This is a genomic window from Allobosea sp. 05T438, assembly GCF_056396025.1.
This window is the reverse complement of sequence record NZ_JBFTKQ010000016.1, coordinates 77,042-103,133: the sequence shown is the minus strand read 5'-3', so window position 1 is coordinate 103,133 and position 26,092 is coordinate 77,042. Positions and strand designations below refer to the sequence as shown.

Here is a 26,092-nt window from a genome sequence, read left to right as displayed (position 1 = left end):
AGGCCGGCGAGGGCATCTGAACCGCTAGTATCTGTTGCGCTGGGTCACGTCGCGGATCGCGGTCAGTCCCGACAGCGCGTCGGGTGACTTGTTCGCCTTGTAGAGGGCCTGGAAGACCTGGCTCGCGTCGTCATAGCGGCCGAGATTGAAATAGGACCAGCCGCGCATCAGCATCAGGTCGGTCGTCTCGGGAGCGTAGCGTGCCCGTGCGGATAGCGTGACGAGTGCGCCGTTGTAATCCTTGGCATCGTATTGCGCGAAGAAGCGCTCGGACATGAGCAGGGCCGAAAGCTCGTTGCGCCGCGCGGGAGGCAGAGCCGCACTGCCGGCCGCGACGCTGGCTTCCGTCGTCAGGCCCTGCTGGATCTTGGCATAGGCCAGGCCGGCAGAAGCATCCGACACGACCTGGGCGTTGCCGGTGCGCCGCGCCGCTTCGAAGGCTTCCGCTGCCGCGACCGGGCGCTTGAGATTGAGAAGGCACCAGCCGCGCTGCAGGGCCGCAGCGCCGGATGAGCCGGCGCCGCAGCTGCCGTCGCTCGGGCGGACGGTGCTCGACCGGGGCGGTGCCGCGGCGACTATCGCGTCGTCACGTTCGACGGGGCGAGAGCGCAGCGCGGCTATCGCGGGCCGAGGCGCGCGCTCCAGCGGTTCCAAGGAAGGTTCCACCCGCGTGCTCTGGCGCGTCTCGGCAATGAGAGGCTGATCGGCACGGGCTTGGGTCGGGGACTGCGGCCGCCTGCGCGCTGGGTTGAGAATATCGGCGATCCGCTGGGAACGGCCCCCCCATTCGGACATCAACGCGCGCAGCCCAGCTTGGTCGCGCAGACGCTGGCGCACGAGCGCCAGCCCATAGGCTGCCGGCTCATAGCCGCGATCCCAGGACAGCGCGGTCTCGAACCAGGTGGCGGCCGGCGCAGTTTGCCCTGAGTTGTAGGCGTACCAGCCGAGGGCCCCGGCACCGGGGGCGTACCGGTCCGTGCCCACCGTCTTGGCGATGCGCTCGATCACGGCACGGTCGAGGCGCGGCGGCGGCTCCTGGGTGAGCAGCGCCGTGATCACGTCGAGATAGGCCTTGCGATTGGCTGCGCCAGCTTCCAGCCACTGCGCGCCGAGCGTTTCGGCCTCCTGATATTTCCGCGTCGCACCGAGTGCGAGCACCGCGCCTTCCGCCGCCTTCGCCCCGCCCTTGCGCGCGAGCGCGGTCTGGAACCAGGTCACGGCCTTGGCGGGGTCGTTGTGGTGGAGCGCGTAGAAACCGAGAAGGATGGGGTCGTCGGCCGTGGTGGCCGCGTTGGCGAGGGCTTCGATGCGCCGGAGATCCTCGGGCGTGGCCGTCTGCGCCGGATCGTCGGCAGCCTTGCCGATGCGACGCCGTGCGAGCTCGTCGTGAATGCTGGCAAACTCGGTCTGCCGCTCCTGCGCCAGCAGCGGCTCGACCAGATTTTCCGGCAATGTCGCGAGCGCCTTCTGCATCGTGCCGACCCGCTCGGCCGGGTTGGTGCAGTTGGTCAGCACATAGGCGAAGGCGTCACGCGCACGATCCGGCTTGCCAGTCTGGACGAAAGCCTCGGCGACGCGCCAGAGCGCATCGACATTGGCGCAGGTCAGCATGGCCGGCGTCTCGGTGCCCAGGCGGATGACCTGCTCCCATTGCCGGGCGTTCGAGGCGTTGACGAGGCGCTGGCGCGCCTCGGCCGTGTCGAGCTGCGCCACGAGATCCGTAGGTGCGCGCCAGTTCGGATCGGCGCTGCCGCGCTGGGCGATCGCGGCGCGCGCCTCGCCGTACTTGCCCTCGGCGAAGAGCTTCMACATCCGCTCGAGCTCGGGGTCGCCGACCTGCCCCTGCGAGGTCAGATCGGTCGGCGGCTTCCACTCGGGGTAGAGCGCCCGCAGCCGCCCGAGTTCGGCTTCGAAGCGGCGAACGTCCCCTTGCGCCGCGAAATAGCGCAGCGCGGTTTCATCGACCTTCTGCGGAGGCTGCTGCGTTTGGGGCTGAGCCGCTGACGAGGGTGTCCCGGGGCGCGCGGGCGCGTTCGTGGCCTGCGCCAATTCGAGCGCCGCCTCGTTGCCCGGCGTGGCCTGCTGCGCCTCGCCCTGAGCCAGCGCCGGCCGGATCACGGGTTGCGATCCCGGCCATTTGGCGTCCTGACCACCGTAGCGGCCAAGGGCATAGAAGGCGGCGCTCGAGGCCGCGGCGACGATAAGGACCGATCTCACATGCATTGCGGATACCTCTCGCTCAGCATCGAGAGGGACAGAAGATGAAGCGTCGACGGGTAGTACAGCGTTGGCTGGAAGGCCTTCAGCTCCGCCGGAATGGGCGTTTTATCGAGCGCGCAGGCCATCGCTGCGGCCAGGATGCGATAACCCGCATCGGGCAGAGGCTCGACGGGCTTGCCGCTGCGGACGTCGACAACCGCCGTGCCGCCGGCCCAGGCCTGGCGGAAGGGCTCAAGCCGCGCCTTCTCGCCGAGCCCGGCGCGCAGCAGATAGAGGGGGATGCGGAGCGCATTGTAGCCGAACTGGGCCGGGAAGCCTTCGGCCGGCCTCGGCTCTGCCTTGATCGACAGCCATTCCGGCGCAAGCATCTTCCGCTTCGCCAGCTCGTCGAGCAGCTTGAGCCCGCTGGCCTGGACATGCGTCCAGACCGGGTCGCCGGTCAGCTGGGTCATGACGGGGAAGGCTTCGAACACCCAGTAGGACGGGTTGATCACCGGGCCGTCGGCTCGTTCCTTCTCGGAGAAGCCGACCGCGGCCGGCATCAGCCAGACCTCGCTTCCGCGCTTCAGGAGCGCGATCTTCGCAAGGGAGCGAGCGATCTGGCGGGCGGCGGCGGTATAGGCCGGCATGTTCCAGCGGCTGCCGGCGCAGGCGAGGGCGTGGGCGATCAGGAGATCGCCGTCGCTGGCGTTGTTGATGTCGGTGACGCGGGGGCTCGCCTTGGGATCCCAACGCCAGGCCGCAAGCCCGTCGTCGCGGATGAGCAGTTCCGTGCGCGTGAAGGCGAAGATGCTCGCGAAGGTGCTGCGGTCGCCTGCCAGGCAGGCCAGCAGGAGCCCGTAGCCTTGGCTCTCGCTATGGCTGATCCCGCCATTCGCGTCGTCGACGACGCGGCCCTCGGCGGTGACGAATTTCTGCCGGTACAGCGCCCAGGCATCGGCGGGCACGGCCGCCTGCGCATTCGGAAGAAAGCCGAGGAGAGCTGCAGCCAGCATGGCGAGAACGCGGATCATGATCGACGCCCCAACCGCCGGAGCATCAGCGAGGTTCCGATGCCAAGGCCTATGCAGGCCGTGAGCAGCGCCAATGCATAGACCCCGATGTTGCTCGACATCCAGTTGGCGAAGACCAGGCGCATGTTCGTGAGGCTGAAAGGCCGCGTCATCACGAAGGAGGTGCTGTCGGCAGAGATGATGTGCGCCTCCTGGGCGCCGCGGAAAGCGGTGATTTTGCCGGCCATGCCCGCCCAGTTTCCGGGCGAGACGACCCTGTCCACCGTGCTTTCCAGCGCCTCTTCGCGGCGGGCGATGAACGCGGTCCAGACCTGCCTGGTCTCCGGATCGGCCACCTGCGCGGCAATCAGATCGGTACCTTCGGCGGGCTCATAGAGCGTCGGTGCGCGCGAGGGCGCGCGCAGCTGTGCGAAGGACAGATCGAAGGTTCGCTGGAGCCATTGGTCGACGGCGATGAAATAGCGGGCAAGAGGGCCGCCCAGCGAGCCGCGCCAGCGGTCGCGGACGGCCTCCGTTGTCGGAGCCGCACCGCCCGAGGCTTCGGGCGTCGCCTGCCGGCCTTGCAACCGGTTGATCACGGCGTCGAAGACGGCGGCGCCCTCCGCGTCCGGTGTCACCACCACGGCGTCCGAGCGCAGCGGCCAGGTCGCGCGGACATTGTCGGCGATCCCGACACGCGGGAGCAGCCCGGCCGGCATTTGGCCGGCGGCGCCGACGATGAGCACCGGCCGGTCCCCGACTGCAGCAGGCCCCGACAGCACATCGACGGTGAGCGGCCTGCTGGCCCGCTGGGCGATGCGCGCCAGCAGCGTCGTCGCGGCGCTGAGGTTGGTGGCGTCCTGCCGGCCCATGATCAGGGCGACCTGCGATGCGACCGAGTAGGGAAAGCCGGTGCCGGCAGCCGCCGCGAGATTGGGGCTGACGCCGATCTTCGCGAAGTTCGGCACGGCCAGCACGGTGGTGTCGAACAGCGCGAAGCGGCTTTTGCCGGGCAACGTCGCGCCAGGCCCGCAGCTCAGGTCCGACTTGGCCACGGTGACGGCCTCGAACCAGATCTCGTTGACGCCGGGCCGGAAGTGCCGAAGCGGCACGGTGATGGGGAATTGCTGGAAGAGGCCGCCGGTCACCGCATTGAGCTGCAGGGTCGCCGCGACGTTGCCGTTGACGAAGATCTCGATATGGCTGTCGCCCGGAAGGACTTCGTCCGAATAGGCGCCGTCCAGATAGAGTGTCGCCTCGCCATAGGCGTTGGCGTAGAAATCGCCGGGCATCGCGACGACGGCGCGCACCCGCATGCGCCGGCCGGACGATTCCTGCGTGGAGATGCCGAGCTCGGAGAACCGTACCACCTGACGGTCCGCAATGAAGGGCGCATCCGGCACGTGCCAGCTCGCCGTATCCATGATCTTGCGATTGATGTTGGCCGGCCTGGAGACGGGTGCGGTCAGAAGCTTGCCGACGATCGTGTCGATGTCCGACCAGTTCTCGCCGGTCACGAGCAGCATGTCGGCACTCTTCTTCGGGCTCGGCACGAAGCCGAGGAAGCTGCGGCCGCCGGCTTCGGCCGGCAGTGCGCCGAGCAAGGCGCGCACCTCTTCGTTGGTGCCGAGCGCGACGGTCAACGTGCCCGGCCGCGCGCGGTCGGGCAGACGCTCGGACACCTTCACCGCGACCTGGCCATATCGTCCGCGCAGGGCGAGCGCCTGGGCCACGGCGAAAATGCTGTTCGCGGCAATGGCGCTCGCTGCGCCGGGAGCGACGATAACGATCGTGGTCTGGCCGCCCTCGTCGGCGCCCACCGCCGGCAGGTCGTCGAGGCTGCGCAGCCGGAACTGCTGCGCGCCCGGTCCCTTGAACGTCAGCCTGGTGCCCGCGCCGTCGATGCGGGTCCACAGCTCATAGGTCGAGGCCACCGTGCAATCCGTCCGATGGCGCTGCAAAGCCTCGAAGCCGATCGTATTCCGGCCCGGCCTGAGCAGGCCTTTGCGAACCGCGACCGAGGTCTGCTTCAGGCGATCGGACGATGCGATCGGCATCTCGATCACCCGTTCGCCATTGAGGCGGACCGCCAGCCGGGAAACCTCCGGCATCACGACCAGCGCATTCTGGAAAGCGATGTCGAGATTGGGATCGGCAGCCGCTTCGTCCTGCGTCAGGTAGAAGGCCCAATTGCGTGCATCGCTCTCGCCTTCGAGCATGACGCGCGGGGCCGGCAGCAGCGGCTTGAAGGCGAAGGCGGGAGCCTGCGATGGCGCCACCGGCTCCCGCGCCGGAGGCGGGGCAGGGCTGCCTGCGGGCGGCGGTTCTGCCAGCTGCGGGCTCGGCGGCGCGATCATGAAGGGGGCCGGGCCGGGCGCAGTCGCTGGCGCCTCCTGTGCGGAGAGCCGCGGGAGGGAGCCCTGCGCCAGTGTGGCAATCGCGACTGTGAGGAGGGTGAGCGGGAGCCGTCTCATTCCGCCGCCCCGGTGCGCGTGGACGACCGTGAAAACCGGTAGAGGCCGAAGAAGTAGGACAGGCCGCGGCTCGTCTGAAAGGCCGCCATCCGCAGGAAGCGGATCGTGCCGTAGATCACCCCCATGTTCTGCCGCCGCGACTTCTGGAACTGGCTCCAGTTCTCGGCGTCGGAGAAAGCGAGATCGGCGATGATGCGGCTGTGCAGCGGCTCGCTCGGCTTGTAGCTGCAGCCGAGCAGAAGCCCCTTGTCGTCGGGGGCTACGCGCATGATCCGCAGGGGCAGGGACCCGCGCGGCATGTCGATGGTCGTTTCGAACGACACCTGCCCCACGCTGCCGATCGGCACCTTGTCGAAGTCCCTGGACAGCACCCGGATGGCGATGCCGTCGACGGATACGTTCTCCGTCACGACCGGGGCGGTGCGTCCGTCGATCGTGATCTCACCCCGCCGCTTCACCGCGAAGCGTCGTGCGGCGCGCCCTTCCGGCCGCTCCGAGACGACGCCGAGCGCGCAGCCCGCCATCAGCAGGTTGAGGACGTTCCACAACCCCACGACCAGGGTCGTGTCGGCATTGTAGGGTTCGGCGATCATCCGCCAGTAGGTCGCGATGACGCCGAGGAACAGCACGGCGAAGATGATGAAGAACGGCTTGCCGAGCTCCGAGACGCGCCGCTGCTCCAGGGATTCGTTCTTGGCCGTCACCTTGAAGGTCGGCTTGGTCGGCCTGAGCAGCACCGAGATCACGGCCGGCAGCAGATAGACCGACTGGATGAATTCGTAGAGCTCGGAGATCCATGGCCAGCGATAGCGGCCATAGAGATAGTTTTGCATCATCAGGTTCACTGCCATGTAGCTGAGCACATAGGCGATGAACTCGGCGCCCGAGGCAGTGAAGATCTCCAGGCCGAAGAACAGGTAGAACAACGGCGCGATCAGGAAGGTCAGCCGCGCGAAGGGGAAGAGCCAGAACAAGGCGGAGGACGAATAGCAGAGGCGCTGCGGCAGGGAGAGGCCGCGCTTGAACATCGGGCGGTGGAACAGAAGGATCTGCATCATGCCCTGGGCCCAGCGCGAGCGCTGGCCGATAAAGCTCGTGAACGTCGCCGGCTGCAGCCCTGCGATCAGCGGCTTGTCGACATAGACGCTGTGCCAGCCGGTGGCGTGCAGCGTGATCGCCGTTTCGGCGTCCTCCGTGATGCTCCTTCCCGAGAAGCCGTTCGTCGTCTGCAGGGCCGTGCGCCGTAAGACCGCGGCCGAACCGCAGAAGAAGGAGGCGTCCCACTTGTCGAGGCCGCGCTGGATGATGCCGTAGAACATCTCGTTCTCGGACGGCATCGTCTTGAACGTCTTGAGGTTGCGCTCCAGCGGATCGGGATTGATGAAGAAGTGCGGGGTCTGGACCAGGAACAGCTTCGGGTCCTGGCCGAAATAGCCGACTGTCTCGGTCAGGAAGCTGCGCGCCGGGGCGTGGTCCGCGTCGAAGACGACGATCAGTTCGCCCTCGGAATGGGCGATGCCGTTGTTGAGGTTGCCGGCCTTGGCGCTGATGTTGCGCTCGCGCGTCAGATAGGAGACGCCAAGCCCGTCGCAGAGCTTCTGCAGCGTCGCACGGCGCTCCTGGGCGGCGCTGGCCGCGACGAAATTGTCGGCGTTGCACTTCTCGTCGGTGCCGCCGTCGTCGAGCAGGTACACTTTCAGGCGGCCGGCCGGATAGTCCATCGCCAGCGCCGCCGAGAGGGTGGTCGCCAGCAGTTCCGCATCTTCATTGTAGGAGGGCACGAAGACATCGACCGTCGGCGCGTTCTCCGGGTCGATCGGCGGGGTCTTGCGCCGCGGCAGCGGCATGGCCACGACGAAGAGGCTGAGGAAGAGCATGCCGATGTTGTAGAGCTCGGCGAGATAGACGATCAGGCCCGGGATGAAGTCCTCGAGCTGGTTGACCGGCGGCAGCGTGCTCGTCGTGCGCCAGTAGATATAGCGCAGCACGATCGCGGTCCCCAGGCCCAGCGCGATCAGCCGCCAGACGCCGTAGGGGCGCAGGAATTTGAGGATGATCATCGCGCTCACCACGATCGCGCCGGCGATCAGATGCGCCTGCAAACTGATCGGCAGCGTGATGAGCGCGACGACCACGATCGCCGTGATGGCCCAGAAGATGACGTAGCACGCTGTTCGCATCGGGCGTTCGGCAATCCGGGTTGGGCTCAGGGCGCAGGAGGCGGTGGGACGGTCGGATATCCTTCGAGAGGCTTGTCCGGGATCGGCTCGGGGGCTTCCTGCACCCGGCGCTCGTTTCGCGGCGCCCGCACCGGGCGCGGCCGGGCGGCGGGCGCCTGCTCGAAGGCGTCGAGAGCCGAGGCCTGCGGCACCGGGTAGATCGGCGCTCCGGCCTTGCCGAGTTCCGGCGCAGGCGACGGCGCATCGACGATCGGGCCCCAGCCCGAACGCCGCAGCGAGGCGTTGATCGAATAGCTGTAGGCGAGGCGCAGCAGCCCCGCTTCCGTGGCGGCGGGGTCGCAGACCCTGATGCGGACCGAAATCACTCCCGATCTCGGCATGAAGAGGCTGTCGCCGCTCGCGATACGCTGCCAGGCGTAGAGGCAGCCTTCGCCGCCCACCCCGCGCCCGAATGCATAGCCGAAGGGGCCGTATTTGTTCTGGACGAAGACGGCTGCGGGAGCCATGGCGATTCCCGGCAGCCGCTCTTCCATCTCCTGGGCGATGGAAAAATCGTCGATGCCCGGTTCCCGCAGCAGGTTGCCCTCGACGCCAAGCCTGTCGGGGAGATCGGTGAGCGTGAAGAAGGCGGCGTGGATGGCATTCTCGCCTGGCGTGCGGCCGCGCGTCGCCAGCGAAATGACCTGTGAGATGGCATTGTCGTAGTTGCGTTGGGTGATCCCGGTCACGGGAAGGCTGCCGGGTGGGGGCAATACCAGCGCCCGGCCGACATCGACCGTGATGGACCGCGACGCCATCAGCAGCTCCGAATCGGAGAGTTTCTGCTCGCCGCAGCCCGCGATCGCTATCGTCAGCCCCGCCGCCGCGAGGGACATCGCTACACGCTTGAGGGGCGCACGACGTGGCGCGTGGTGCGCGGGCGAAAGCGGCCTCGCAACACTCATCGGCGTGCCCGTCGATGTCTGCTCGGCATCGTCATGGTCGAGACCATTGGTTAACACAGTTAACGCGCGGTTAACTGTGGCCGCACGCCTGCAAGCCGGCGATCAGCCTGGAACCCCCCTCTGCAATACAGATGATTCGCGGGCCCATTCCAACTGTGGATCGCTTTCGATGGCGGCGGTTGAAAGAACGCTCGCGAGTCGACTGATGAACACAGATCGGCTCGCCGCCGGCGAAGATGATTCGGGGTAGCTCGCCTTCTTCTTTCCGACGCAGGGGAAAGCCGTGCCCGGCGTTGCGCTCCTGCGGCCGAATCAACACGAAAACACCTGTGGAGAACAGAGATGTCGGGCTAAGCGAATCCTGGAAGCGGCGGGATATCGCCACCACATCGTGCCACAGGTCCGAACGGGCTTGCGCCGCCACTCCGGTCGCGGCAACAATGGCCGATGATCAGGATATCGATAGCTGCAAGCGTGGTCGCCATCCTCGTGGCGGGCTGCGTGTCATCCCAGCCCCGTGGGGTTCCGGCTGCTTCGGCTGGCTCCGCCAAGCGGATCGTCCGCGACAGCGCACAGCTCATCCTTCCGGATGGCACGCGGGTGAACCCGGACTCGAGCGGCGGCTTCGAGCTGCCCAATGGCGACTACGTCAAACGCGATCCCGGCGGTGCGCTCATTCTGCCGACAGGCGCGCGCTGCCTGCCGGATCAGGGCGGCTATCTCTGCCCCTGATCGCGACAGCCTCTTTCCGGGCCGATCAGCCGGCCCGGTCGTGCAAGGAGGTCATTGGCTGATGTCGACGGGCAGCCGCGCCGTCTCAGGTGGCCTGCCGCCGCGAGGTCTTTTCGGCCGAAGCTTGCCGCCTTGACGGCGTGTCGGCGGCCTGTTGGCCTGCCGGCCACGAAACCCCGTCATCCTCGAGCACGTGGTTGTGGCTGCGATAGGCCCATATCTCCTTGGCCGCGTCCCAGTGCTCGCGGTCGCGACCTTCCGGCTGGCCGTCCCTGATCCACAAGTCGTAGGCGATCTTCCGGATTTCGTGCTGGGATTTCTCGTCCTGCTGCATGTCTCGCCTCCATGATGGCTCCCCGATGCGCATTGGGGAATCCTGGCTTCGGAGCGGGCAACGGCTCAGCCGTGCAGGGGATCAACGACGCTCAGTACGCGCTGTTCCCTTGCTGGGTCGAAAGATCTCGCGGGAAGCGGCATTCAGGCCTTCGCGGCAGCAAGCGCCGGCTCGCCAGGTGTTTTCGCCTCCGGTTTTGCCGGGCGGCGCGCATAGCGCTGCGCCAGCACGGCGCAGGCGAAGAGCTGAGCCTGGTGGAACAACATCAGCGGCAGCACGATCAGGCCGAGCGCCTGGCCGTGGAAAAGAATGTTCGCCATGGGGATGCCGCTCGCCATGCTCTTCTTCGAGCCGCAGAAGACGATGGCGATCTCGTCCTCCTTGGAGAAACCGAGACGGCGGCTGGCGAAGGTCGTGATCGTCAGCACGGCGGCGAGCAGGACGATGTCGATGATGATGACGAGGCCGAGGTCGGCGAGCGTGACCTGGGACCAGATGCCGGCGACCATGCCCTCGCTGAAGGCGGCGTAGACGACGAGCAGGATCGAGCCGCGGTCGACGATGGAGATCGGCGCCTTGTGGCGCTGCAGGAAGGGCCCGACCCAGCGGCGCAGCAACTGGCCGACAATGAAGGGCAGGAGGATCTGCAGCGCGATGCTCTCGACCGCCTTCGTGCTGAAGCCGCCGCCATGCGAGTCGAGCAGCGCGACGACGAGCAGCGGGGTCAGCACGATGCCGAAGAGGTTGGAGACCGAGGCGCTGCACAGCGCCGCCGCGACATTCCCGCGTGCGATCGAGGTGAAGGCAATCGACGACTGCACGGTCGAGGGCAGGATGCAGACGAAGATCAGCCCCGCGACCAGCTCCGAGGGCAACCAGCCACCGAAGACGCGCGTCAGCAGGAGGCCGAGAAGCGGGAAAAGCACATAGGTGCTGGCGAAGACCAGCGATTGCAGGCGCCAGTGCAGCAGGCCTTCCCAAACCGCCAGCGGCGACAGCCGCGCGCCGTAGAGGAAGAACAGCAAGGCGACCGCCACCGAAACGGCGTCATTGGCGACTTCCGCGCCGACGCCGCGTGCCGGCAGCACGGCTGCGACCGCGACCGTCGTCATGAGCGCGATGAGATAGGGGTCGATGCCGAAGCGGGCGAGCGTGCGGCGGATCATCTGCGGTCCTTCCGATGCGATGCCACCTTGTAATCCCTTTCGGGCTCATTTTGATCCGGACTGGACATGATATCGCTCATCATGGATCGTGATTGGCATGGAACTGGACAAGAAGCCGCTCGATCCCGTCCTCCTGCAGAGCTTCCTCAAGGTCTGCGAGACGCTGAGCTTCACCGAAGCCGCGCGCCAGCTCGGCCTGCGCCAGTCCTCGGTCAGCCAGCATGTCGCGCGGCTGGAGAAGCGTGTCGGGCGACGCTTGCTGGAGCGCGACACGCATGAGGTGCGCCCGACACCGGACGGCGACGCCATCCTGCCCTTCGCGCGGGAGGCGCTCGACGCTGGTCGGCGGATCGAGCGCTACCTCGAGGGTTCGACCTTGCGTGGGCGGCTCAGGCTCGGGGTCTCGGAGGATTTCGCCTACACGGCGCTGCCGGACATCCTGGCCGACTTCGCCATGCAGCATCACGCGGTCGACCTGGAACTGACGGTCGGGCTCAGCGGCCTGCTCTATGAGCAGTATGATGCCGGCGATCTCGACCTGATCTTCGCCAAGCGCCGCAAGGGGGACGAGCGCGGCGAGGTCGCCTGGCAGGAGCGGCTTGTCTGGGTCGGGCGCCCGGGAGCGCGGCTGGCGGAACAGCGGGAGGTGCCGCTCGTGCTCTATCCGCCGCCGAGCATCACGCGCGTCCATGCGATCGAGACGCTGGAGCAGGCGGGACGGCGCTGGCGCGTCGCCTGCACCAGCGGCAGCCTTGCCGGATTGCGTGCCGCGACGGTGGCGGGGCTCGGCATCACCGCCCATTCGGCCCGGTTGATCCCGTCCGGCCTTGCCGAGGTCGAGCCGCGCGAGGCGCTGCCCAAGCTCGGGACGATCGAGTTCGTCGTCATCGGCGGGCAGTCGCATCAGGAGGCGGCACGGGCGCTCTCTGCCAGCATCCTGTCCGGTACGAGCCGCCTGTTGCCGGAGATTCCCGCGCGGCGCGGGCGGAAGGCCTAGGGCAGTTTTTGATCTGGCTGAGCCGTCGGTCCGTCATTGCGAAGAGCGTCAGCGACGAAGCAATCCAGGGGGACGTGGAGCCCTGCCGCCCTGGATTGCTTCGCTTTGCTCGCAATGACGGGTGCTCCCGTCCAAAAATCAGCGTGCTCAGTCTCGCGCCAGCGCCACCACCGGGTCGAGGCTCGCGGCGTTGCGGGCCGGCAGGAAGCCGAAGGTCAGGCCGATCAGCGTCGAGCAGGCGATCGCTGCGGCGAAGGCCTCGCCCGAATAGATGAAGCTGACCTGCGAGCCAGAAGCCTCGAAGGCGAAGCCGATGGCGAGCGCCATCCCGATGCCGAGCGCGCCGCCGATGAAGCAGACGAGCGAGGCCTCGATCAGGAATTGCTGCAGAATGTCGCTGCGGCGCGCGCCGACCGCCATGCGCAGGCCGATCTCGCTGGTGCGCTCGATTACCGAGACCAGCATGATGTTCATCACGCCGATGCCACCGACGAGAAGCGAGATCACCGCGATCGAGGAGATCATCAGCGTCATCGTCGCGGTGGCGCTGGTGATGGTGTTGCGGATCTCGTCCTGGTTCAGGATGAAGAAGTCCTTGGCCCGGTGGCGATGGGTCAGCAGCTCGGTCACGGCTTCCTGCGCCGCGGCCATCGGCGTCTCGTCGTCGACGCGCAGCGTGATGCTGCGCAGCGAGAGATCGCCGAGAAAGCGGCCCTGCACGGTGGTATAGGGCAGGAAGACCTGCGGGTTCTGGCTGCCGCCGAAGCCGCCCTGCTGCTGGCGGATCACGCCGACGATGCGGCAGGGCACCGAACCGACCAGGATCACCGTGCCGATCGGGTTCGCCTGCCCCTGCGGGAAGAGCACGCCCAGCGCATTCTCGTCGATCACGACGTCCTGCGCCAGCGTGCGGACGTCGGAGGCGTCGAAGAAGGAGCCGCGCGTCAGCACGCTGCCGCGCACGTCGAAATAGCGCTCGCTGACGCCGTTGACCTGCGCCGTCGCCTCGACATTGCCGAAGCGAATCGTCGCGCTCGTCGTCACCGTCGGCGTCACGCTCGCCGCATAGGGTTGGCCGGCCAGGACCTGCGCGTCGAGCACGGTCAGCGTCTTCACCCGGCCCGAGCGCAGATCGCCGAAGCCGGTGCCGGGAAAGATCTCAAGCGTGTTGGTGCCGAGGCCGGAGATGTTCTGCAGCACGTTGCGCTTGGCGCCCTCGCCGAGCGCGACGACGCTGACCACGGCGGCGATGCCGATGACGATGCCGAGCATGGTCAAGGTGGTGCGCAGCTTGTGGGCGGCCATGGCGCGGACCGCCATGCCGAACGCCTCCCTCAGCCGGCCGAAGCCGGCGCGCAGCCGTCCTGCCGGCGGCGGAACGGGAGAGGGCGGGGGCACCTTTTCCGAGCGCGGCGCGGTGCGCCGGTCGGCGACAATCCTGCCATCGCTGAGCTCGATGATGCGATGGGCGCGGTTCGCGACATTCATGTCGTGGGTGACGAGAATGACGGTGTGGCCTTCGCGGTTGAGCTCCTCGATCAGCGCGAGCATTTCCTCTCCGCTCTTGCGGTCGAGCGCGCCGGTCGGCTCGTCGGCGAGGAGGACGCGGGCGCCGTTCATCAGGGCGCGTGCGACGGAGACGCGCTGCTGCTGACCGCCGGAAAGCTCGGACGGCCGGTGCGTCTTGCGGCTGCCGAGGCCGAGCCGGTCCAGCAGCATCGTGGCGCGGCTCTCGCGCGGTGCCGGCGGAATGCCGGCATAGATCGCGGGGACCTCGACATTGGCGAGCGCCGTCAGCTCGGAGAGCAGGTGATAGCGCTGAAAGACGAAGCCGAAATATTCGCGCCGGAGCCGGGCGAGTTCGTCCGGGTCCAGGTCGCGCGTCGGGCGGCCGTCGATCTCGTAGCTGCCGCCGGTCGGCCGGTCGAGGCAGCCGATGATGTTCATCAGGGTCGACTTGCCGGAACCGGACTGGCCGACGATCGCGACCATCTCGCCGGCCTCGATCACGAGATCGGCCCCGTCGAGCGCGGCGACGGTCGCCTCGCCCGTGCCGAAATCGCGTCGGACACCCGCCAGACGGATGAGCGGCACGCCCACGGTCAGAAACCGAACGGAGAGCGGGACCGGCGCGTCGGTCGGGTCGCGTCCGCGCCGCCGCCGCTGCGGGTGGTGACGACGCGTTCGCCTGCCTTCAGGCCCGAGGTGATCTCGGCGACGATCTTGTTGTCGAGACCGACCGTGACCTTGCGCTGCTCCACCTTGCCGTCGTCGCCGAGCACCTCGACGGAGGCGTTGGGGCCGCGGCGGCGGATCGCGGTCGAGGGCACGGTGACGACGTTCTGGGCGCGGCCGACGATCACCGTGACCTGCGCGGTCATCGAGGTCAGCAGGCGGCCCTCGGGATTCGGCACCTCGAACCAGGCGTTGTAGTAGACCGCGCTGGTGCTGGAGGCCGAGGAACTGCTGCTCGTGGTGGCCGAGCTGGTCATGTTCTGCGTCTTCAGCGTGTCGGGTGCGGGCTCGACGAAGGAGATCTTGCCGGGGAAACGTTGTTCGGGCGCGCCGAGCACGCTGAAATAGACCTCCTGTCCGGTCTTCACCCGGAGCACGTCCGCTTCCGAGATCTTGGCCTTGACCGTCATGGTCGAGACGTCGCCGAGCACGACGATGGTCGGGGCCGACTGGACGGCATTCACCGTCTGGCCTTCCTGCGCGATCACGGCGAGCACGGTGCCGGCGCTGGGCGCGGTGATGCGGGTGTAGCCGAGATTGGCGCGGGCGGTCTCGACCTTGACCTGGCTCGACATGATCTGGGCATCGAGTGCCTCGATCTGCGCCTGCGTGGTCGAGACGGTCATCTGCGCATTCTCGTAGGCGTCGCGCGATACGGCGTTCTGGCCGACCATCTGCTTCTGGCGGGCGAGCACGGCCTCGGCATAGGCAAGGCTGGCGAGGCGCTCGGCGCGCTGGGCCTTGAGCGCCGCAAGATCGGCTTCGGCCGAACGCAGCGCATTCTGCTGGGTGATGCTGTCGATCTCGGCGATGAGATCGCCCGCTTTCACGCTGTCGCCGAGCCTGGCCTTGAGCGAAATCACGCGGCCGGTGGTCTGCGCGCCGACGCTGACCTGCCGGACCGGCTCGAGCGCGCCGGAGGCGAGCACGGCTTCCTCGACATTGCCCATCGTCGCCTCGACGCTCGGCAAGTTGACGGTCTCCGCCGGCGCAGGCTGCCGCGCCTGCCAGAGATAGTAGCCGCCGACAGCCGCGACGATCAGCGTGGGGAGAAGGAGGCGGCGCAGCCTCATGGTTGCGGCTCCTCTATGGGAACGAGGCGCAGGCGCGGCCCGGTCTCGCCGTCGATCACCGCCGGCGCCGAGACCTCGACGGGCCTGAGCCAGCCGCCGCCGAGCGCCTTGTTGAGAGCGATGAACTGTGTCGCGAGCGTGACCCGGCTCTGAATCAGCGCCTCCTCGGCGCCGAACTGCGTGCGCTGCGCCTCGAGCACGTCGAGGAAGCTCGCATTGCCGGAGGTGTAGAGCGCGCGCGAGAGCTGCGCGGCCTGGGTCGAGGCCTGCGCGGCTTCCGAGAGACTTCCGAGCCTGATCCGCTCCTGCCGCAAGCCCACCAGGCTGTCCTCGACGTCCTGCAGCGCGGTCAGCACCGTCAGCCTGAACGCCGCGTCATTTCTGTCACGCTGGGCTCTGGCCGCATCGACGGCCGCCGCCAGCTCGCCGCCGTTGAAGATCGGCACGCTGAGGCTGGGCCCGATCGACCAGCCGATCGCGCTGTTCTTGGCAAGGTCGCCGAGCTTGAGCGCTGCGGTCGAGATGGTGCCGGTCAGCGAGACCGAGGGATAGCGGTTGGCCTCCGCCTGGCCGATCCGCGCCGTCGCCTGGGCGAGCAGGCGCTCGGCCGAGCGAACGTCGGGGCGGCGGCGCAGGACGTCGGCGGGGATGCCGGTGCGCGGCGGGGCGGGTGTCGCGGGGACTGCGGCTGCGCGCGCAAAATAGGGCGCTGTCGCTGCCGGCGGGCGGCCAATTAACACGGCGAGACGATGTTGGTTCTGGGCGAGCGCGGTTTCGAGCAAGGGGATCTGCGATTCCGTGCTTGCGGCCTGCGCGGTGGCGCGGGCGGTGTCGATGGCAGAGATATCGCCGGCGCGGAAGCGGGTGCGGGTCAGCGCCTCCGTCTCGCGCTGCGTCCTTGCCGTGCTGCGGGCCAGCGCGATGCGCGCCTGCAGGCCGCGTGCCTCGACATAGGTCGACGCGACATCGCCGATCAGCGTCAGCATCGCTGCGTCGAGATCGTCGAAGGCTGCGTCCGTGCCATAGGTCGCGGCCTCGACGGCGCGGCTCTGCGCGCCGAAGAGGTCGATCTCCCAGGAGGCATCGAAGCCGGCGCGGAAGCCGTTGCGCGTTACGCCGGCCACACGCGAGCGCGTGGCCGAGGCGTTGCCGTCGACTTGCGGAAAGAGCGCGCCGACCGCCTGCTCGCGCGTGGCGCGGGCTTCGCGGATGCGGGCCTTGGCCTGGGCAACGTCGAGATTGCCGGCAATGGCCTGCTCGACCAGCGCATTTAGCGTCGGATCGCGCAGGGTGCGCCACCATTCGCTCGGCTTCGCCGCCTTCGGCCCGCCATTCGCCGCGCTCCAGCGTTGTGGCAGCTCGAGTGCGGGCGGCGTGTAGTCCGGCCCCACGGCACAGGCACCGAGAGCCAGCGCCAGTATCAACGGTGCAGCGGAGCGAATCATTGCGGCCAGAATGACGGGAAAACCCGAGGCCGCCACCCATTCACCCCGCCCATGCGCAATATTTCGTCCCTATGGCAATCCTGCCCACAGGGTTGCCGTTTGGGCCGCCCGCAGCATCGCGGCTAGATGACGATGCGGTGCGACAATGTCTTGACCGTCATGTAGTGGGCCAGCCCCTCGGCGCCGCCCTCGCGGCCATAGCCGCTGTCCTTGACGCCGCCGAAGGGCACCTCGGCGACGGAGGCCTCCAGCGTGTTGATCGAGACATTGCCGGCCTCGATGCCGTCCGCGAGCTGGTCGGCCCGCGCCGCTGAGTGCGTGAAGCCGTAGGCAGCGAGGCCGAAGGGCAGGGAATTGGCCTTCTCGATGGCTTCCTCGACCGTGCGGACGGGGTTGATGATCGCCATCGGACCGAAGGGTTCCTCGCGCATGGCGCGGGCGTCGTCCGGCAATTCGGTGAGGACGGTGGGCGGGAAGAAATAGCCGCGATTGCCGAGGCGCTCTCCGCCCGTCAGCACGCGCCCGCCACGGGCCCGCGCATCGGCGGCCAATGCTTCCAGCGCCTCGATGCGGCGATGATTGGCGACGGGGCCCATCTCGGTCCCCGCGTCGAGGCCGTTGCCGACCGCCACGGCCTTGGCCTTTTCGACGAAAGCCTTGGTGAAGCGCTCGTAGATGTCCTGCTGCACGAAGAAGCGGGTCGGCGAGGTGCAGACCTGTCCGGCGTTGCGGACCTTGCGGGTGGCGGAGAGATGAGCTGCGGCGACGGGATCGACATCGTCGCAGACGATGACCGGGGCGTGGCCGCCGAGTTCCATCAGGACCGGCGTCATATGCCGCGCCGCCAGCTCGGACAGGTGCTTTCCGACGGCCGTCGAGCCGGTGAAGGCGACGAGGCGCGTCTGTGCCTGCGGGATGAGATAGCTCGAGATTTTGGCGGGCACGCCGAAGACGAGATTGAACACGCCGGGGGGGACGCCGGCATCATGCAGGGCACGCGCGATATGGAGGGCGCCGGCGGGGGTTTCCTCGGCGGCCTTGATGATGATCGAGCAGCCGGCCGCGAGCGCGCCCGCGATCTTGCGGCAGGGCTGGCTCATCGGGAAGTTCCAGGGCGAGAAGGCCGCGACCGTCCCGACCGGCTGGTGGATCACGACATATCGGATGCCGGGTTCGCTGGGCACGACGCGGCCATAGGCGCGCTGGCCCTCCGCCGCGTCCCACTCGAAGAACTCGCAGCCTCTGACCACTTCGAGCCGCGCCTGCGCCAGCGGCTTGCCGTGCTCCAGCGTGATCGAATGGGCGATCTCCTCGACGCGCTCGCGCATCAGCGCTGCGGCCTTGAGCATGATCTCGCCGCGGATGCGCGGGGCCATGCGGCTCCAGACCTTGAAGCCCTCGGCGGCGGCGGCAAGCGCATCGTCGAGATCGGCCTGCGAGGCGAGCGGCACCGCGCCGATGACGCTTTCGTCGGCCGGGTTGAGCACGGGCTGCTCCTCCGCCGTCTTCCGCCAGGCGCCGCCGATATAGAGCTTGAGATCGGGATAGGTCGTCATGGAAGCCTCGGCTGGCGATGCGTTCAGCGGTCTCTGCGCGGCGGTTCCGCCGGCTTCAGAAGGACCATAGGTGGCGGGTCATTCTGTGATCCAGTCGGCTAAATCAGATAAATTCAGATCGATCTGATTATGAATGGTGCGCGCTTGCTAGCGAGCGTCATTCTCGGGCGAAGCGCAGCGCAGACCCGAGAATCTCATGACGAGAAGCCGCTGGTTTCCGAGATGCCCGGGTCAAGCCCGGGCATGACGTGTAGGGGGTCGTTCAGCGCACCAGCGTCCGCACACGGTTCTCGATCAACCTCACAAGCCCGAGCGCCGTCATCTCCGAGGATTTCGGGTTCGTGGCGAGCGGGCGGTTCTCGATGGCGATGTCGAGCTTGCCGAAGGCGCCGCGCGCGCTGAGCTGGTGGCCGTTGCCGCCGGCTGCGGGGTCGGCGACGAGCTCGACGCGGGTGCGGTCGAGCCCGATGCCGGCGAGAGCGGAAATCACCGCGACATTGGCGTTCTGCGGGAAGCGTGAGGCCGCCTCGCGGGCGGTGCCAGCGAAGAAGGCGGTGGCCTCTGTCAGTGTATCGAGCGCCACTAGGCTCTCGGCAGCGGTGCCGCGCCAGGCGGACGGTGGCTTGACGATGCGATGGACGACCTCGTCGAGCGGCAGGAGCGAGGCGGCGGCGATGCCGTCGATGCCGGCGAGCGCGCCGGGCGGGATCAGGATCTGGCTGCCATGGCTTTCAGCCGTGGCGACGAGCCGGTCGAGCAGGGCGGTGTCGCAGAAGGCGCTGGTCGAGGCGACCGCGAAGGCGGGCGCATGGCCGAGCGCCGCCTCGCCCCAGATGCCGACCGCCTCGCGCCCGGCGGCTTCGACGACGAGATCGAGGTCGAGCCCGGCCAGTTCATCGGGTGCCGTGATCAGCGTCGCGCCGGCCGGGATGTCGCTGGCTGCAATGGCGTTGCGGACGCCGATGGCGACGATGGCGATATCGGCGCTGGCCCGTTCCGAGAGCAATTCCGCGACACGGCGGTTGATGGCGCCCCAGCCGATCAGGGCGAGGCGCAGCGGCCTGGCGGGATGCTTGGTCATGAGCCTTCAGCCGTTCGCAAGGCGAGATCGAGCAGGGCGCTCCCGGTCAGCCCTTCCAGCATGCTGAAATGATGGCCGGGGCAGATCAGCGGTGCCGGCGCCTGCCATGTCGCAGCGAGCGCGGTGGATTGCGCCTTGAAGGCGTCGCTCTCGCCTTCGCCGACCGCGAAAGCGAGCCGTGTCGACTGCGGTCGGGGCCGGACAATCGGGCTGAGCCGGGTCGCACGTGCCCCATCGTCGAGGCCGAGCAGGCGACCGAGCGGCAGGTGGCCGAGCGGCTTCAGGTCGTAGAGGCCGGAGAGCAGCAGTGCCGAGGCGATGGGCGGTGCGTCCTGGGCGAGGAGCGCCATCGCCGCCAGGTGCCCGCCGGCGGAATGGCCGGAGATGTGCAGGCTGCTGGCATCGAGGCCGAGCGCATCGGCTTCGCGGACGAGGAAGTTCAGGGCCGCGACACTCTGGGCGATGCTGGTTTCCAATGGCGTATCCGGCGCCAACCCGTAGTTCGGCATGGCGACGGCATAGCCTGCGTCGAGCAGGCCTTGGGCGAACTGGGCGTGCTGGACCTTGTCGGAAGCCTGCCAGTAGCCGCCATGGATGAAGACGAAAATCGGCGCGCGTCCGGCGCCTGCCGGGCGGTAGAGGTCGAGCTTCTCGAAGCGGCCGGGACCATAGGCGAGATCGAAGCCAGCATGGCGGGCGCGGAAGGCCTCGCCGTCGCGGCTCCATTGCCGGAATAGCGCCTTCATGTCGGCCTGCAGGCGCGGGCTGTACTGCCTGCCGAGCTCGCGCAAGCTGTAGCCGTCGACCAGCTTATCGGGCAGTGGCTGCGCTGCCGCATGACGGGCGCGGATGGTCAGGCCGGCTTCGCTCCTCGGCGCGAGGCGGATCGGCGGATGGAAGCCGGCGAAGACCTCGCGATAGGCCAGTTCGACGCTATGACGGGTGAGGTGGAAGGCTTCGGGCCGATCGGTTTCCCAGATCATCTCCTTGAGATGATGCGGGCCGCAACCGGCCGCGACGAGACCGGCGAGGATATCGCTCAGCGCGTCCCGCAGGGCCTCGACCGGATAGCGCTCGCTGCTATGCGCGGTGATTTCGGGGAGGTCCGTTTCAGACGCCGACATAGCGATGCACCAGTTCCGCATTGGCCGCGAGGTCGGTGCTGGAGCCCGACCAGACCGTGCGGCCCTTCTCGATGATGTAGTGCCGGTCGGCGATGCGCTTGAGCACGTTGATGTTCTTGTCGATCAGCAGGATCGACTGCCCTTGCGCCTTCAGCGCCTCGATGCAGCTCCAGATCTCGGCGCGGATCACCGGCGCCAGGCCTTCGGTCGCCTCGTCGAGGATCAGGAGCTTCGGATTGGTCATCAGCGCGCGGCCGACCGCGAGCATCTGCTGCTCGCCGCCCGAGAGGGTGCGGGCCGATTGGCCGGCGCGTTCCTGCAGGCGCGGGAAGAGGGCATAGACCCGTTCCAGCGTCCAGGGCGAAGAGCGCTTCAGCCGGTTCGAGGCGGTGGCGACGAGGTTTTCGCGGACGGAGAGCGTCGGAAAGACCTGCCGGCCCTCGGGCACGAGGCCGATGCCGCAGCGCGCGATCTTCTCGGGCGCGATGCCGCGGACGTCCCGGCTCTCGAAGCGAATGTCGCCGGCCTTGGGCGCGAGCAGCCCCATGATCGAGCGGATCGTCGTGGTCTTGCCCATGCCGTTGCGGCCTAGCAGCGTCACGACCTCGCCCTCGGCGATATCGAGCGCGACATCGAACAGCACCTGGCTCCTGCCATAGGCCGATTGCAGGTTGCGCACGCTCAGCATCAGGCGTCTCCCTCGCCGAGATAGGCGGTGCGCACCTCCGGATTGTTGCGGATTTCATCTGCCGTGCCGGTGGCGATGACGCGGCCATAGACGAGGACGGAGATGCGGTCGGCCAGCGCGAAGACGGCATCCATGTCGTGCTCGACCAGCAGCATGGTGACGCGGCCCTTCAAGGCGGAGAGCATCGCGACCATCTGTTCGCTCTCTGCATGGCCTAGTCCCGCCATCGGCTCGTCGAGCAGCAGAAGGCGCGGCTCGCAGGCGAGCGCGATCGCGAATTCCAATTGCTTCTGCTCGCCATGGGAGAGATCGGCGACCTTGACCTCGGCGCGGTGGCTCAGGCCTGCGGTCGCGAGGTACTGCCGCGCGCGGCTGCGCAGGGTTTCGTCGCGCCTGGCATTGCCGAAGAAGCGAAAGCTGTGGCCCTCATGCGCCTGCACGGCGAGCGCGACATTGTCGAGCATCGTGAAATCCGGCAGCAGCTGGTTGATCTGGAAGGTGCGGGCGAGGCCGCGCTCGACGCGCTGCGGCGTCGACAGGGCGCCGATCTCGTCGCCGGACAGCCTGATCGCGCCCTCGTCATGTGTCAGTTCGCCGAAGAGCTGGGTCAACAGCGTCGTCTTGCCGGCGCCGTTGGGGCCGATCAGCGCATGGATCTCGCCGTCGCGGACATCGAGATCGACGCCGTCGGTCGCAATGAGCCCCCCGAAGCGCTTGCGCAGGCCGCGAACGGAAAGGAGCGGTTGCGTCGTGGCGAGTTCGGTCATGGCGCGCTCCTGCCGAAGCCGAGGCGTGAGAGCAGCCCATTGAGCCCGCCCTGCGTGAAGAGCACGACAAGGAGCAGGATCGGTCCCAGCACGAGCTGCCAATGCTCGGTCCAGCCGGTCAGCACGGTCTCGAGGATGACGAGCGCGGCGGCGCCCAAGAGCGGGCCGAGCAAGGTGCCGACGCCGCCGAGGATGACCATGATCATCAGCTCGCCGGATTTGGTCCAGTGCAGCATGTCCGGGCTGACGAAGCGCAGGTAGTTCGCCATCAGCGCGCCCGCGAGCCCGGCGCCCATGCCGGAAATGACGAAGGCGGCGAGCTTGTAGCGATAGGGCGCGATGCCGATCGCCGCCATGCGCCGCTCGTTCTGGCGGATGCCGGCCAGCACCATGCCGAAGCGCGAGCCGACGATGCGCCAGAGCGCCAGGAAGACCAGCGCGGCGATGGCGAGGCAGATGAAATAGAAGGTCACGTCGTCGCGGGTGTTGAGGTCGAACAGCGCGTTGCGGCGGCGGATCGTCATGCCGTCGTCGCCGCCATAGGCCTTGAGCGAGACGAAGAGGAAGAACAGCATCTGCGCGAAGGCGAGGGTGATCATGATGAACTGCACGCCGCTGGTGCGCAGCGAGAGTGCGCCGATGACGCAGGCGAACAGGCCGGCGACGAGGATCGCGGCCGGTAGCGTGATCAGCAACTGGTCGGTGCCAGGGATAAAGCCGAGGAAGAGCGCGTCGTCCATCATCGTCCGGTAGAGGATGCCGACCGCATAGCCCCCGATACCGAAGAAGGCGGCGTGGCCGAACGAGACCATCCCTCCGAAACCGAGCGCAAGATTGAGGCTGGCGGCGGCGATGGCGTAGATCAGGACGCGGGTTGCCAAGGGCACCAGAGCGGGCTGGCCAATCGCCTTGACGAGGAAGGGCAGAGCGATCAGCGCGACGGCGAGCGCCAGCAGGGCGATGGTGCGGCCCAGCGCGGGCGTCGCGGCATCGGTGCGGATGATGGCGTTCTCAGACATGGGCGGGGAACAGTCCCTTGGGCCGCACCAGCAGCACGATCGCCATCAACAGGTAGATGCCCATCGAGGCGAGGCCGGCGCCGAGCGCATCGGCCTCGGACCCCGTCATGACATGGCGCAGCAGGCCGGGCGCGAAGGCGCGCAAGGATGTATCGACGAGGCCGACGATCAGCGCGCCGAAGAAGGCGCCGCGGATCGAGCCGACGCCGCCGATCACCACCACGACGAAGGTCATGATCAGGATCTGCTCGCCCATGCCGACCTGCACGGCGAGGATCGGCCCTGCCATCAGGCCGGCGAGGCCCGCGAGCAGGGCGCCGAGCCCGAAGACGGCGGTGTAGAGCAGGCGGATATCGACGCCGAGCGCGCGGACCATCTCGCGATGGGTGGCGCCGGCGCGCACGAGCATGCCGATGCGCGTGCGGTTGATCAGGAGGTAGAGGCCGAGCGCGACGAGCAGGCCGACAGCGATGATGGCGAGGCGGTAGACGGGATAGGTCAGGCCGGGCAGGAGTTGCACCGAGCCGTTCAGCGCTGATGGTACCGAGACGAAGAGCGGCTGGCGCCCGAACAGGATCGTCACGCTCTGGTTGAAGATCAGAATCAGCGCGAAGGTGGCCAGCACCTGGTCGAGATGGTCCCGCGCATAGAGCCTTCGCAGCACCACCACCTCCATCACCATGCCCACGATAGCGGCGGCGGCGAGCCCCGCGATCACCGCGAGCAGGAAGGAGCCGGTCTGCGCGGCTGCGAAGGCGGCGGCATAGGCGCCGACCATGTAGAGCGAGCCATGGGCGAGGTTGATCACGCCCATGATGCCGAAGATCAGCGTCAGCCCTGCCGCGAGCAGGAACAGCATCACGCCGAACTGCAGGCCGTTGAGCAATTGTTCGAGAACGAGCGTCATTGTGACTGAAGCCGGAATCCTCTGGGGCGGATCGAAACGCTGCCATCACTTCGGAGCTTCGCGTCGGCGAAGAACCAGAAGCCCAGGACGGCCGGCGTCATTCCAGTTTCGTCATGCTCGCCCTTGTGGCGAGCATCCATGTCTTGAACACCGGTCTCGATGACGGAAGACGTGGATGGTCGGGACAAGCCCGACCATGACGGGAGCGTAGCGCGCTTGACTGCGAACAGATGCAAGCCGGCTTAGAGCTTGCAGTCCTTGGCGTAGACGTCGCTGTGGTTGCTCAGCACCTTGCCGGTCGTCTTCAACACCGGCGTGCCGTCGGCGGCCTTCTCGACCCTGAGCGAATACCAATCCTGCACCGGGTGCTGGTTCGGGCCGAACTTGAACGACCCACGCACCGACTGGAAATCCGCCTTGGCGAGCGCCTTGCGCAGCGCGGGCACATCGGCCTTGCCGCCGGTCGCCTTCAGGGCGGAGGCGATGGCGAGCGCGGTGTCGTAACCCTGGCTGGCATAGTAGGTCGGCACCCGGTTGTAGGCCTTGGTCCAGGCCTCCACGAACTTCTTGTTGGCGGCGTTGTCGAAGTCCGTGTTCCAGTGCGCGGTGACGCTGAGGCCGAGCGCGGCGTCGCCGACGGCCTTCAACGTGGTGGCGTCGAGCGAGGGCTCGGCGAGCACCATCGGCACCTTTCCGAGCAGGCCGGCCTGCTGGTACTGGCGCAGGAAGGCGATGCCGAGGCCGCCCGGATGGAACTGGAAGACGACGTCGGGATTGGCGGAGCGGATCTGCGCCATCTCGGGGGCGAAGTCGGTCTGGTCGAGGCGGGTATAGACCTCGCCGACGACATCGCCCTTGAACAGGCGCTTGAAGCCGGTGAGCGCGTCCTTGCCGGCCTGGTAGTTCGGGGCGAGGATGAAGGCCTTCTTGTAGCCGAGATTGGTGGCGTATTGCCCGGCGCTCTCGTGCAGGCTGTCGTTCTGCCAGGCGACGACGAAGTAGTTCTCGTTGCACTCCTTGCCGGCGAAGTTCGACGGCGCGGCGTTGGGGCTGACATAGAGCGCGCCGGAATCGACGATATCCGGCACGGTGGCGCCGGCGACGTTCGAGAAGACGATGCCGGTCATGATCTTGATGCCGTCGGTCTTCAGCATCTTCTCGGCGATCTGCTTGCCCTGGCCGGGCTTGAGCGCGTCATCCTCGACGACGAGCTCGACCGGCACGCCGCCGAGCTTGCCGCCCTCCATGTCGATGGCAAGCTTGAAGGCGTCGCGGATGTCCTGGCCGAGATAGCCGCCGGGACCCGAAAGCGTGGTGATCATGCCGATCTTGACCGGCTGCTGGGCAAGTGCGGTGGACGCCGCCAGCGTGGCGGCGATGCCGAAGAGCAATCCGCGCAGTTTCATCATGGACTCCAGTCGTTCCGTTCTGCCTCTGAGATGGTTCGACGCGGCGTTTCTGCGCCGCCGCGCTTTATGCGTGTTCTCGTGCACCATCACCGCGCCCCAGTCGGGGCGCAAGGCGCTGCTGCCCGTTATCCAAGCACGGACTCCTCTGGGAGAGGGAGCCCGCCTTTCGGTGCGGCACTCTTAGAGCGCGACCCAGCCGGCCGGCGGCTTGCGGCCGGGATGGAGCGCGCCGCAATGCTTGCAGGTGCGCGCCTTCTCGTCGGAGAAGAAGGCTTCGTAGAGCGGCGGCAGGTCCTTCACGAGGTCCTTCACCTTGAGCTCGATGCGGTGCACGAGGCCCTGGCACTCGAAGCAGTACCATTCGAAGCCGTCGACCTGGTCGGGGCTACGGGCCGGCTCAACCACGAGACCGATCGAGCCTTCCTGCGGGCGCTGCGGCGAGTGGCGCACATGCGGCGGGAGCAGGAAGACGTCGCCCTCGCGGATCGTCACGTCGTAGTGCTTCCCGTTATCGACCAGCTTCAGCATCATGTCGCCCTTGAGCTGGTAGAAGAACTCTTCCACCGGGTCGTCATGGTAGTCAGCGCGCTGGTTTGGGCCGCCGACGACCATCACGGTCATCTGGCCGTCGTCGAACACCTTCTTGTTGCCGACCGGCGGCTTGAGCAGGTGCTCATGCTCTTCGATCCATTTCTTGAAGTTGAAGGCCTTGAGCCGTCCTTCGGTCGCCATGGTTCCCACTCCCGTCC

At 67.7% G+C, this 26,092-nt stretch carries 21 protein-coding genes; 2 read left to right on the top strand and 19 right to left on the bottom strand.

From position 1 onward, the window contains the following. Nucleotides 1-24: 24 nt before the first annotated feature. Genes AC1DIN_RS24155 through bcsN form a run of 5 tightly spaced genes read right to left on the bottom strand, consistent with a single transcriptional unit; the run spans nucleotide 25 to nucleotide 8,663 of the window. A complete protein-coding gene (locus AC1DIN_RS24155) occupies nucleotides 25-2,217 on the bottom strand; it encodes a hypothetical protein (protein ID WP_476811599.1) in 2,193 nt (730 codons plus the stop codon). Then, nucleotides 2,214-3,233: a family 8 glycosyl hydrolase gene (locus tag AC1DIN_RS24150; RefSeq protein WP_476811598.1), complete on the bottom strand. Its 1,020-nt coding sequence runs from the start codon at nucleotides 3,231-3,233 to the stop codon at nucleotides 2,214-2,216. Before AC1DIN_RS24150 ends, AC1DIN_RS24155 begins: the two co-directional genes overlap by 4 nt. Then, nucleotides 3,230-5,686, bottom strand: coding sequence for a cellulose biosynthesis cyclic di-GMP-binding regulatory protein BcsB (locus tag AC1DIN_RS24145; protein WP_476811597.1), 2,457 nt, complete (start codon nucleotides 5,684-5,686; stop codon nucleotides 3,230-3,232). Before AC1DIN_RS24145 ends, AC1DIN_RS24150 begins: the two co-directional genes overlap by 4 nt. Continuing rightward, nucleotides 5,683-7,866: a UDP-forming cellulose synthase catalytic subunit gene (gene bcsA, locus AC1DIN_RS24140; RefSeq protein WP_441472589.1), complete on the bottom strand. Its 2,184-nt coding sequence runs from the start codon at nucleotides 7,864-7,866 to the stop codon at nucleotides 5,683-5,685. Before bcsA ends, AC1DIN_RS24145 begins: the two co-directional genes overlap by 4 nt. Nucleotides 7,867-7,892: 26 nt before the next feature. Further along, nucleotides 7,893-8,663, bottom strand: a complete 771-nt coding sequence (gene bcsN, locus AC1DIN_RS24135) for a cellulose biosynthesis protein BcsN (RefSeq protein ID WP_476811596.1) — start codon at nucleotides 8,661-8,663, stop codon at nucleotides 7,893-7,895. 648 nt (nucleotides 8,664-9,311) lie between these two features. On the opposite strand from bcsN, the gene AC1DIN_RS24130 reads away from it, so the two are divergent. Beyond that, a complete protein-coding gene (locus tag AC1DIN_RS24130) occupies nucleotides 9,312-9,542 on the top strand; it encodes a hypothetical protein (RefSeq protein ID WP_476811595.1) in 231 nt (76 codons plus the stop codon). An 85-nt stretch (nucleotides 9,543-9,627) separates the two neighbouring features. Here the strand turns inward: AC1DIN_RS24130 and AC1DIN_RS24125 are convergent, their stop codons facing one another. Further along, on the bottom strand, nucleotides 9,628-9,876 hold the full coding sequence (locus AC1DIN_RS24125; RefSeq protein WP_476811594.1) for a DUF2934 domain-containing protein: 249 nt from the start codon (nucleotides 9,874-9,876) through the stop codon (nucleotides 9,628-9,630). Between the two features lie 143 nt (nucleotides 9,877-10,019). Beyond that, complete coding sequence (locus AC1DIN_RS24120) at nucleotides 10,020-11,042, bottom strand: bile acid:sodium symporter family protein (RefSeq protein ID WP_476811593.1); 1,023 nt, start codon at nucleotides 11,040-11,042, stop codon at nucleotides 10,020-10,022. A gap of 97 nt (nucleotides 11,043-11,139) precedes the next feature. Here AC1DIN_RS24120 and AC1DIN_RS24115 point away from each other — a divergent pair, with 97 nt between their 5' ends. Then, nucleotides 11,140-12,039 carry a LysR family transcriptional regulator gene (locus tag AC1DIN_RS24115; protein WP_476811592.1) on the top strand — a complete coding sequence of 300 codons (900 nt, stop codon included), beginning with the start codon at nucleotides 11,140-11,142 and terminating at the stop codon, nucleotides 12,037-12,039. A gap of 147 nt (nucleotides 12,040-12,186) precedes the next feature. Here the strand turns inward: AC1DIN_RS24115 and AC1DIN_RS24110 are convergent, their stop codons facing one another. The 12 genes from AC1DIN_RS24110 to AC1DIN_RS24055 all read right to left on the bottom strand — a co-directional run bounded on the left by AC1DIN_RS24110 (nucleotide 12,187) and on the right by AC1DIN_RS24055 (nucleotide 26,075). Continuing rightward, nucleotides 12,187-14,139, bottom strand: coding sequence for a MacB family efflux pump subunit (locus tag AC1DIN_RS24110; RefSeq protein WP_476811591.1), 1,953 nt, complete (start codon nucleotides 14,137-14,139; stop codon nucleotides 12,187-12,189). Nucleotides 14,140-14,141: 2 nt separating this feature from the next. Next, on the bottom strand, nucleotides 14,142-15,347 hold the full coding sequence (locus tag AC1DIN_RS24105) for an efflux RND transporter periplasmic adaptor subunit (protein WP_476811590.1): 1,206 nt from the start codon (nucleotides 15,345-15,347) through the stop codon (nucleotides 14,142-14,144). Further along, nucleotides 15,344-16,792: an efflux transporter outer membrane subunit gene (locus AC1DIN_RS24100; RefSeq protein WP_476766915.1), complete on the bottom strand. Its 1,449-nt coding sequence runs from the start codon at nucleotides 16,790-16,792 to the stop codon at nucleotides 15,344-15,346. Before AC1DIN_RS24100 ends, AC1DIN_RS24105 begins: the two co-directional genes overlap by 4 nt. A gap of 122 nt (nucleotides 16,793-16,914) precedes the next feature. After that, entirely contained in the window at nucleotides 16,915-18,348 is a 1,434-nt protein-coding gene (locus tag AC1DIN_RS24095; protein ID WP_441472598.1) for an NAD-dependent succinate-semialdehyde dehydrogenase, read from the bottom strand. A gap of 262 nt (nucleotides 18,349-18,610) precedes the next feature. After that, nucleotides 18,611-19,429 carry an aspartate dehydrogenase gene (locus AC1DIN_RS24090; RefSeq protein WP_476811589.1) on the bottom strand — a complete coding sequence of 273 codons (819 nt, stop codon included), beginning with the start codon at nucleotides 19,427-19,429 and terminating at the stop codon, nucleotides 18,611-18,613. Next, a complete protein-coding gene (locus AC1DIN_RS24085) occupies nucleotides 19,426-20,553 on the bottom strand; it encodes an alpha/beta hydrolase (protein WP_476811588.1) in 1,128 nt (375 codons plus the stop codon). Before AC1DIN_RS24085 ends, AC1DIN_RS24090 begins: the two co-directional genes overlap by 4 nt. After that, nucleotides 20,540-21,241 (bottom strand): ABC transporter ATP-binding protein, encoded by a 702-nt coding sequence (locus AC1DIN_RS24080; protein WP_476811587.1) that lies wholly within the window; start codon nucleotides 21,239-21,241, stop codon nucleotides 20,540-20,542. Before AC1DIN_RS24080 ends, AC1DIN_RS24085 begins: the two co-directional genes overlap by 14 nt. Next, nucleotides 21,241-22,008 carry an ABC transporter ATP-binding protein gene (locus AC1DIN_RS24075; protein ID WP_476811586.1) on the bottom strand — a complete coding sequence of 256 codons (768 nt, stop codon included), beginning with the start codon at nucleotides 22,006-22,008 and terminating at the stop codon, nucleotides 21,241-21,243. The genes AC1DIN_RS24080 and AC1DIN_RS24075 overlap by 1 nt, the downstream gene beginning before the upstream one ends. Then, the gene (locus AC1DIN_RS24070) at nucleotides 22,005-23,027 is read right to left on the bottom strand and encodes a branched-chain amino acid ABC transporter permease (protein ID WP_476811585.1); all 1,023 of its coding nucleotides are present in this window, start codon (nucleotides 23,025-23,027) and stop codon (nucleotides 22,005-22,007) included. Before AC1DIN_RS24070 ends, AC1DIN_RS24075 begins: the two co-directional genes overlap by 4 nt. Then, the gene (locus tag AC1DIN_RS24065; protein WP_441472604.1) at nucleotides 23,020-23,934 is read right to left on the bottom strand and encodes a branched-chain amino acid ABC transporter permease; all 915 of its coding nucleotides are present in this window, start codon (nucleotides 23,932-23,934) and stop codon (nucleotides 23,020-23,022) included. Before AC1DIN_RS24065 ends, AC1DIN_RS24070 begins: the two co-directional genes overlap by 8 nt. 242 nt (nucleotides 23,935-24,176) lie before the next feature. Next, on the bottom strand, nucleotides 24,177-25,340 hold the full coding sequence (locus AC1DIN_RS24060) for an ABC transporter substrate-binding protein (RefSeq protein ID WP_476811620.1): 1,164 nt from the start codon (nucleotides 25,338-25,340) through the stop codon (nucleotides 24,177-24,179). Between the two features lie 183 nt (nucleotides 25,341-25,523). Further along, nucleotides 25,524-26,075 carry a 3-hydroxyanthranilate 3,4-dioxygenase gene (locus AC1DIN_RS24055; protein ID WP_441472606.1) on the bottom strand — a complete coding sequence of 184 codons (552 nt, stop codon included), beginning with the start codon at nucleotides 26,073-26,075 and terminating at the stop codon, nucleotides 25,524-25,526. Nucleotides 26,076-26,092: the final 17 nt, after the last annotated feature.

Coding starts and splice junctions, on each gene's coding strand:
- AC1DIN_RS24150 (WP_476811598.1), bottom strand. CDS start 3,233: ATGATCCGCGTTCTCGCCATGCTGGCTGCAGCTCTCCTCGGCTTTCTT.
- AC1DIN_RS24145 (WP_476811597.1), bottom strand. CDS start 5,686: ATGAGACGGCTCCCGCTCACCCTCCTCACAGTCGCGATTGCCACACTG.
- bcsA (WP_441472589.1), bottom strand. CDS start 7,866: ATGCGAACAGCGTGCTACGTCATCTTCTGGGCCATCACGGCGATCGTG.
- bcsN (WP_476811596.1), bottom strand. CDS start 8,663: ATGGCGTCGCGGTCCATCACGGTCGATGTCGGCCGGGCGCTGGTATTG.
- AC1DIN_RS24125 (WP_476811594.1), bottom strand. CDS start 9,876: ATGCAGCAGGACGAGAAATCCCAGCACGAAATCCGGAAGATCGCCTAC.
- AC1DIN_RS24120 (WP_476811593.1), bottom strand. CDS start 11,042: ATGATCCGCCGCACGCTCGCCCGCTTCGGCATCGACCCCTATCTCATC.
- AC1DIN_RS24115 (WP_476811592.1), top strand. CDS start 11,140: ATGGAACTGGACAAGAAGCCGCTCGATCCCGTCCTCCTGCAGAGCTTC.
- AC1DIN_RS24105 (WP_476811590.1), bottom strand. CDS start 15,347: ATGAGGCTGCGCCGCCTCCTTCTCCCCACGCTGATCGTCGCGGCTGTC.
- AC1DIN_RS24100 (WP_476766915.1), bottom strand. CDS start 16,792: ATGATTCGCTCCGCTGCACCGTTGATACTGGCGCTGGCTCTCGGTGCC.
- AC1DIN_RS24095 (WP_441472598.1), bottom strand. CDS start 18,348: ATGACGACCTATCCCGATCTCAAGCTCTATATCGGCGGCGCCTGGCGG.
- AC1DIN_RS24090 (WP_476811589.1), bottom strand. CDS start 19,429: ATGACCAAGCATCCCGCCAGGCCGCTGCGCCTCGCCCTGATCGGCTGG.
- AC1DIN_RS24085 (WP_476811588.1), bottom strand. CDS start 20,553: ATGTCGGCGTCTGAAACGGACCTCCCCGAAATCACCGCGCATAGCAGC.
- AC1DIN_RS24080 (WP_476811587.1), bottom strand. CDS start 21,241: ATGCTGAGCGTGCGCAACCTGCAATCGGCCTATGGCAGGAGCCAGGTG.
- AC1DIN_RS24075 (WP_476811586.1), bottom strand. CDS start 22,008: ATGACCGAACTCGCCACGACGCAACCGCTCCTTTCCGTTCGCGGCCTG.
- AC1DIN_RS24070 (WP_476811585.1), bottom strand. CDS start 23,027: ATGTCTGAGAACGCCATCATCCGCACCGATGCCGCGACGCCCGCGCTG.
- AC1DIN_RS24065 (WP_441472604.1), bottom strand. CDS start 23,934: ATGACGCTCGTTCTCGAACAATTGCTCAACGGCCTGCAGTTCGGCGTG.
- AC1DIN_RS24060 (WP_476811620.1), bottom strand. CDS start 25,340: ATGAAACTGCGCGGATTGCTCTTCGGCATCGCCGCCACGCTGGCGGCG.
- AC1DIN_RS24055 (WP_441472606.1), bottom strand. CDS start 26,075: ATGGCGACCGAAGGACGGCTCAAGGCCTTCAACTTCAAGAAATGGATC.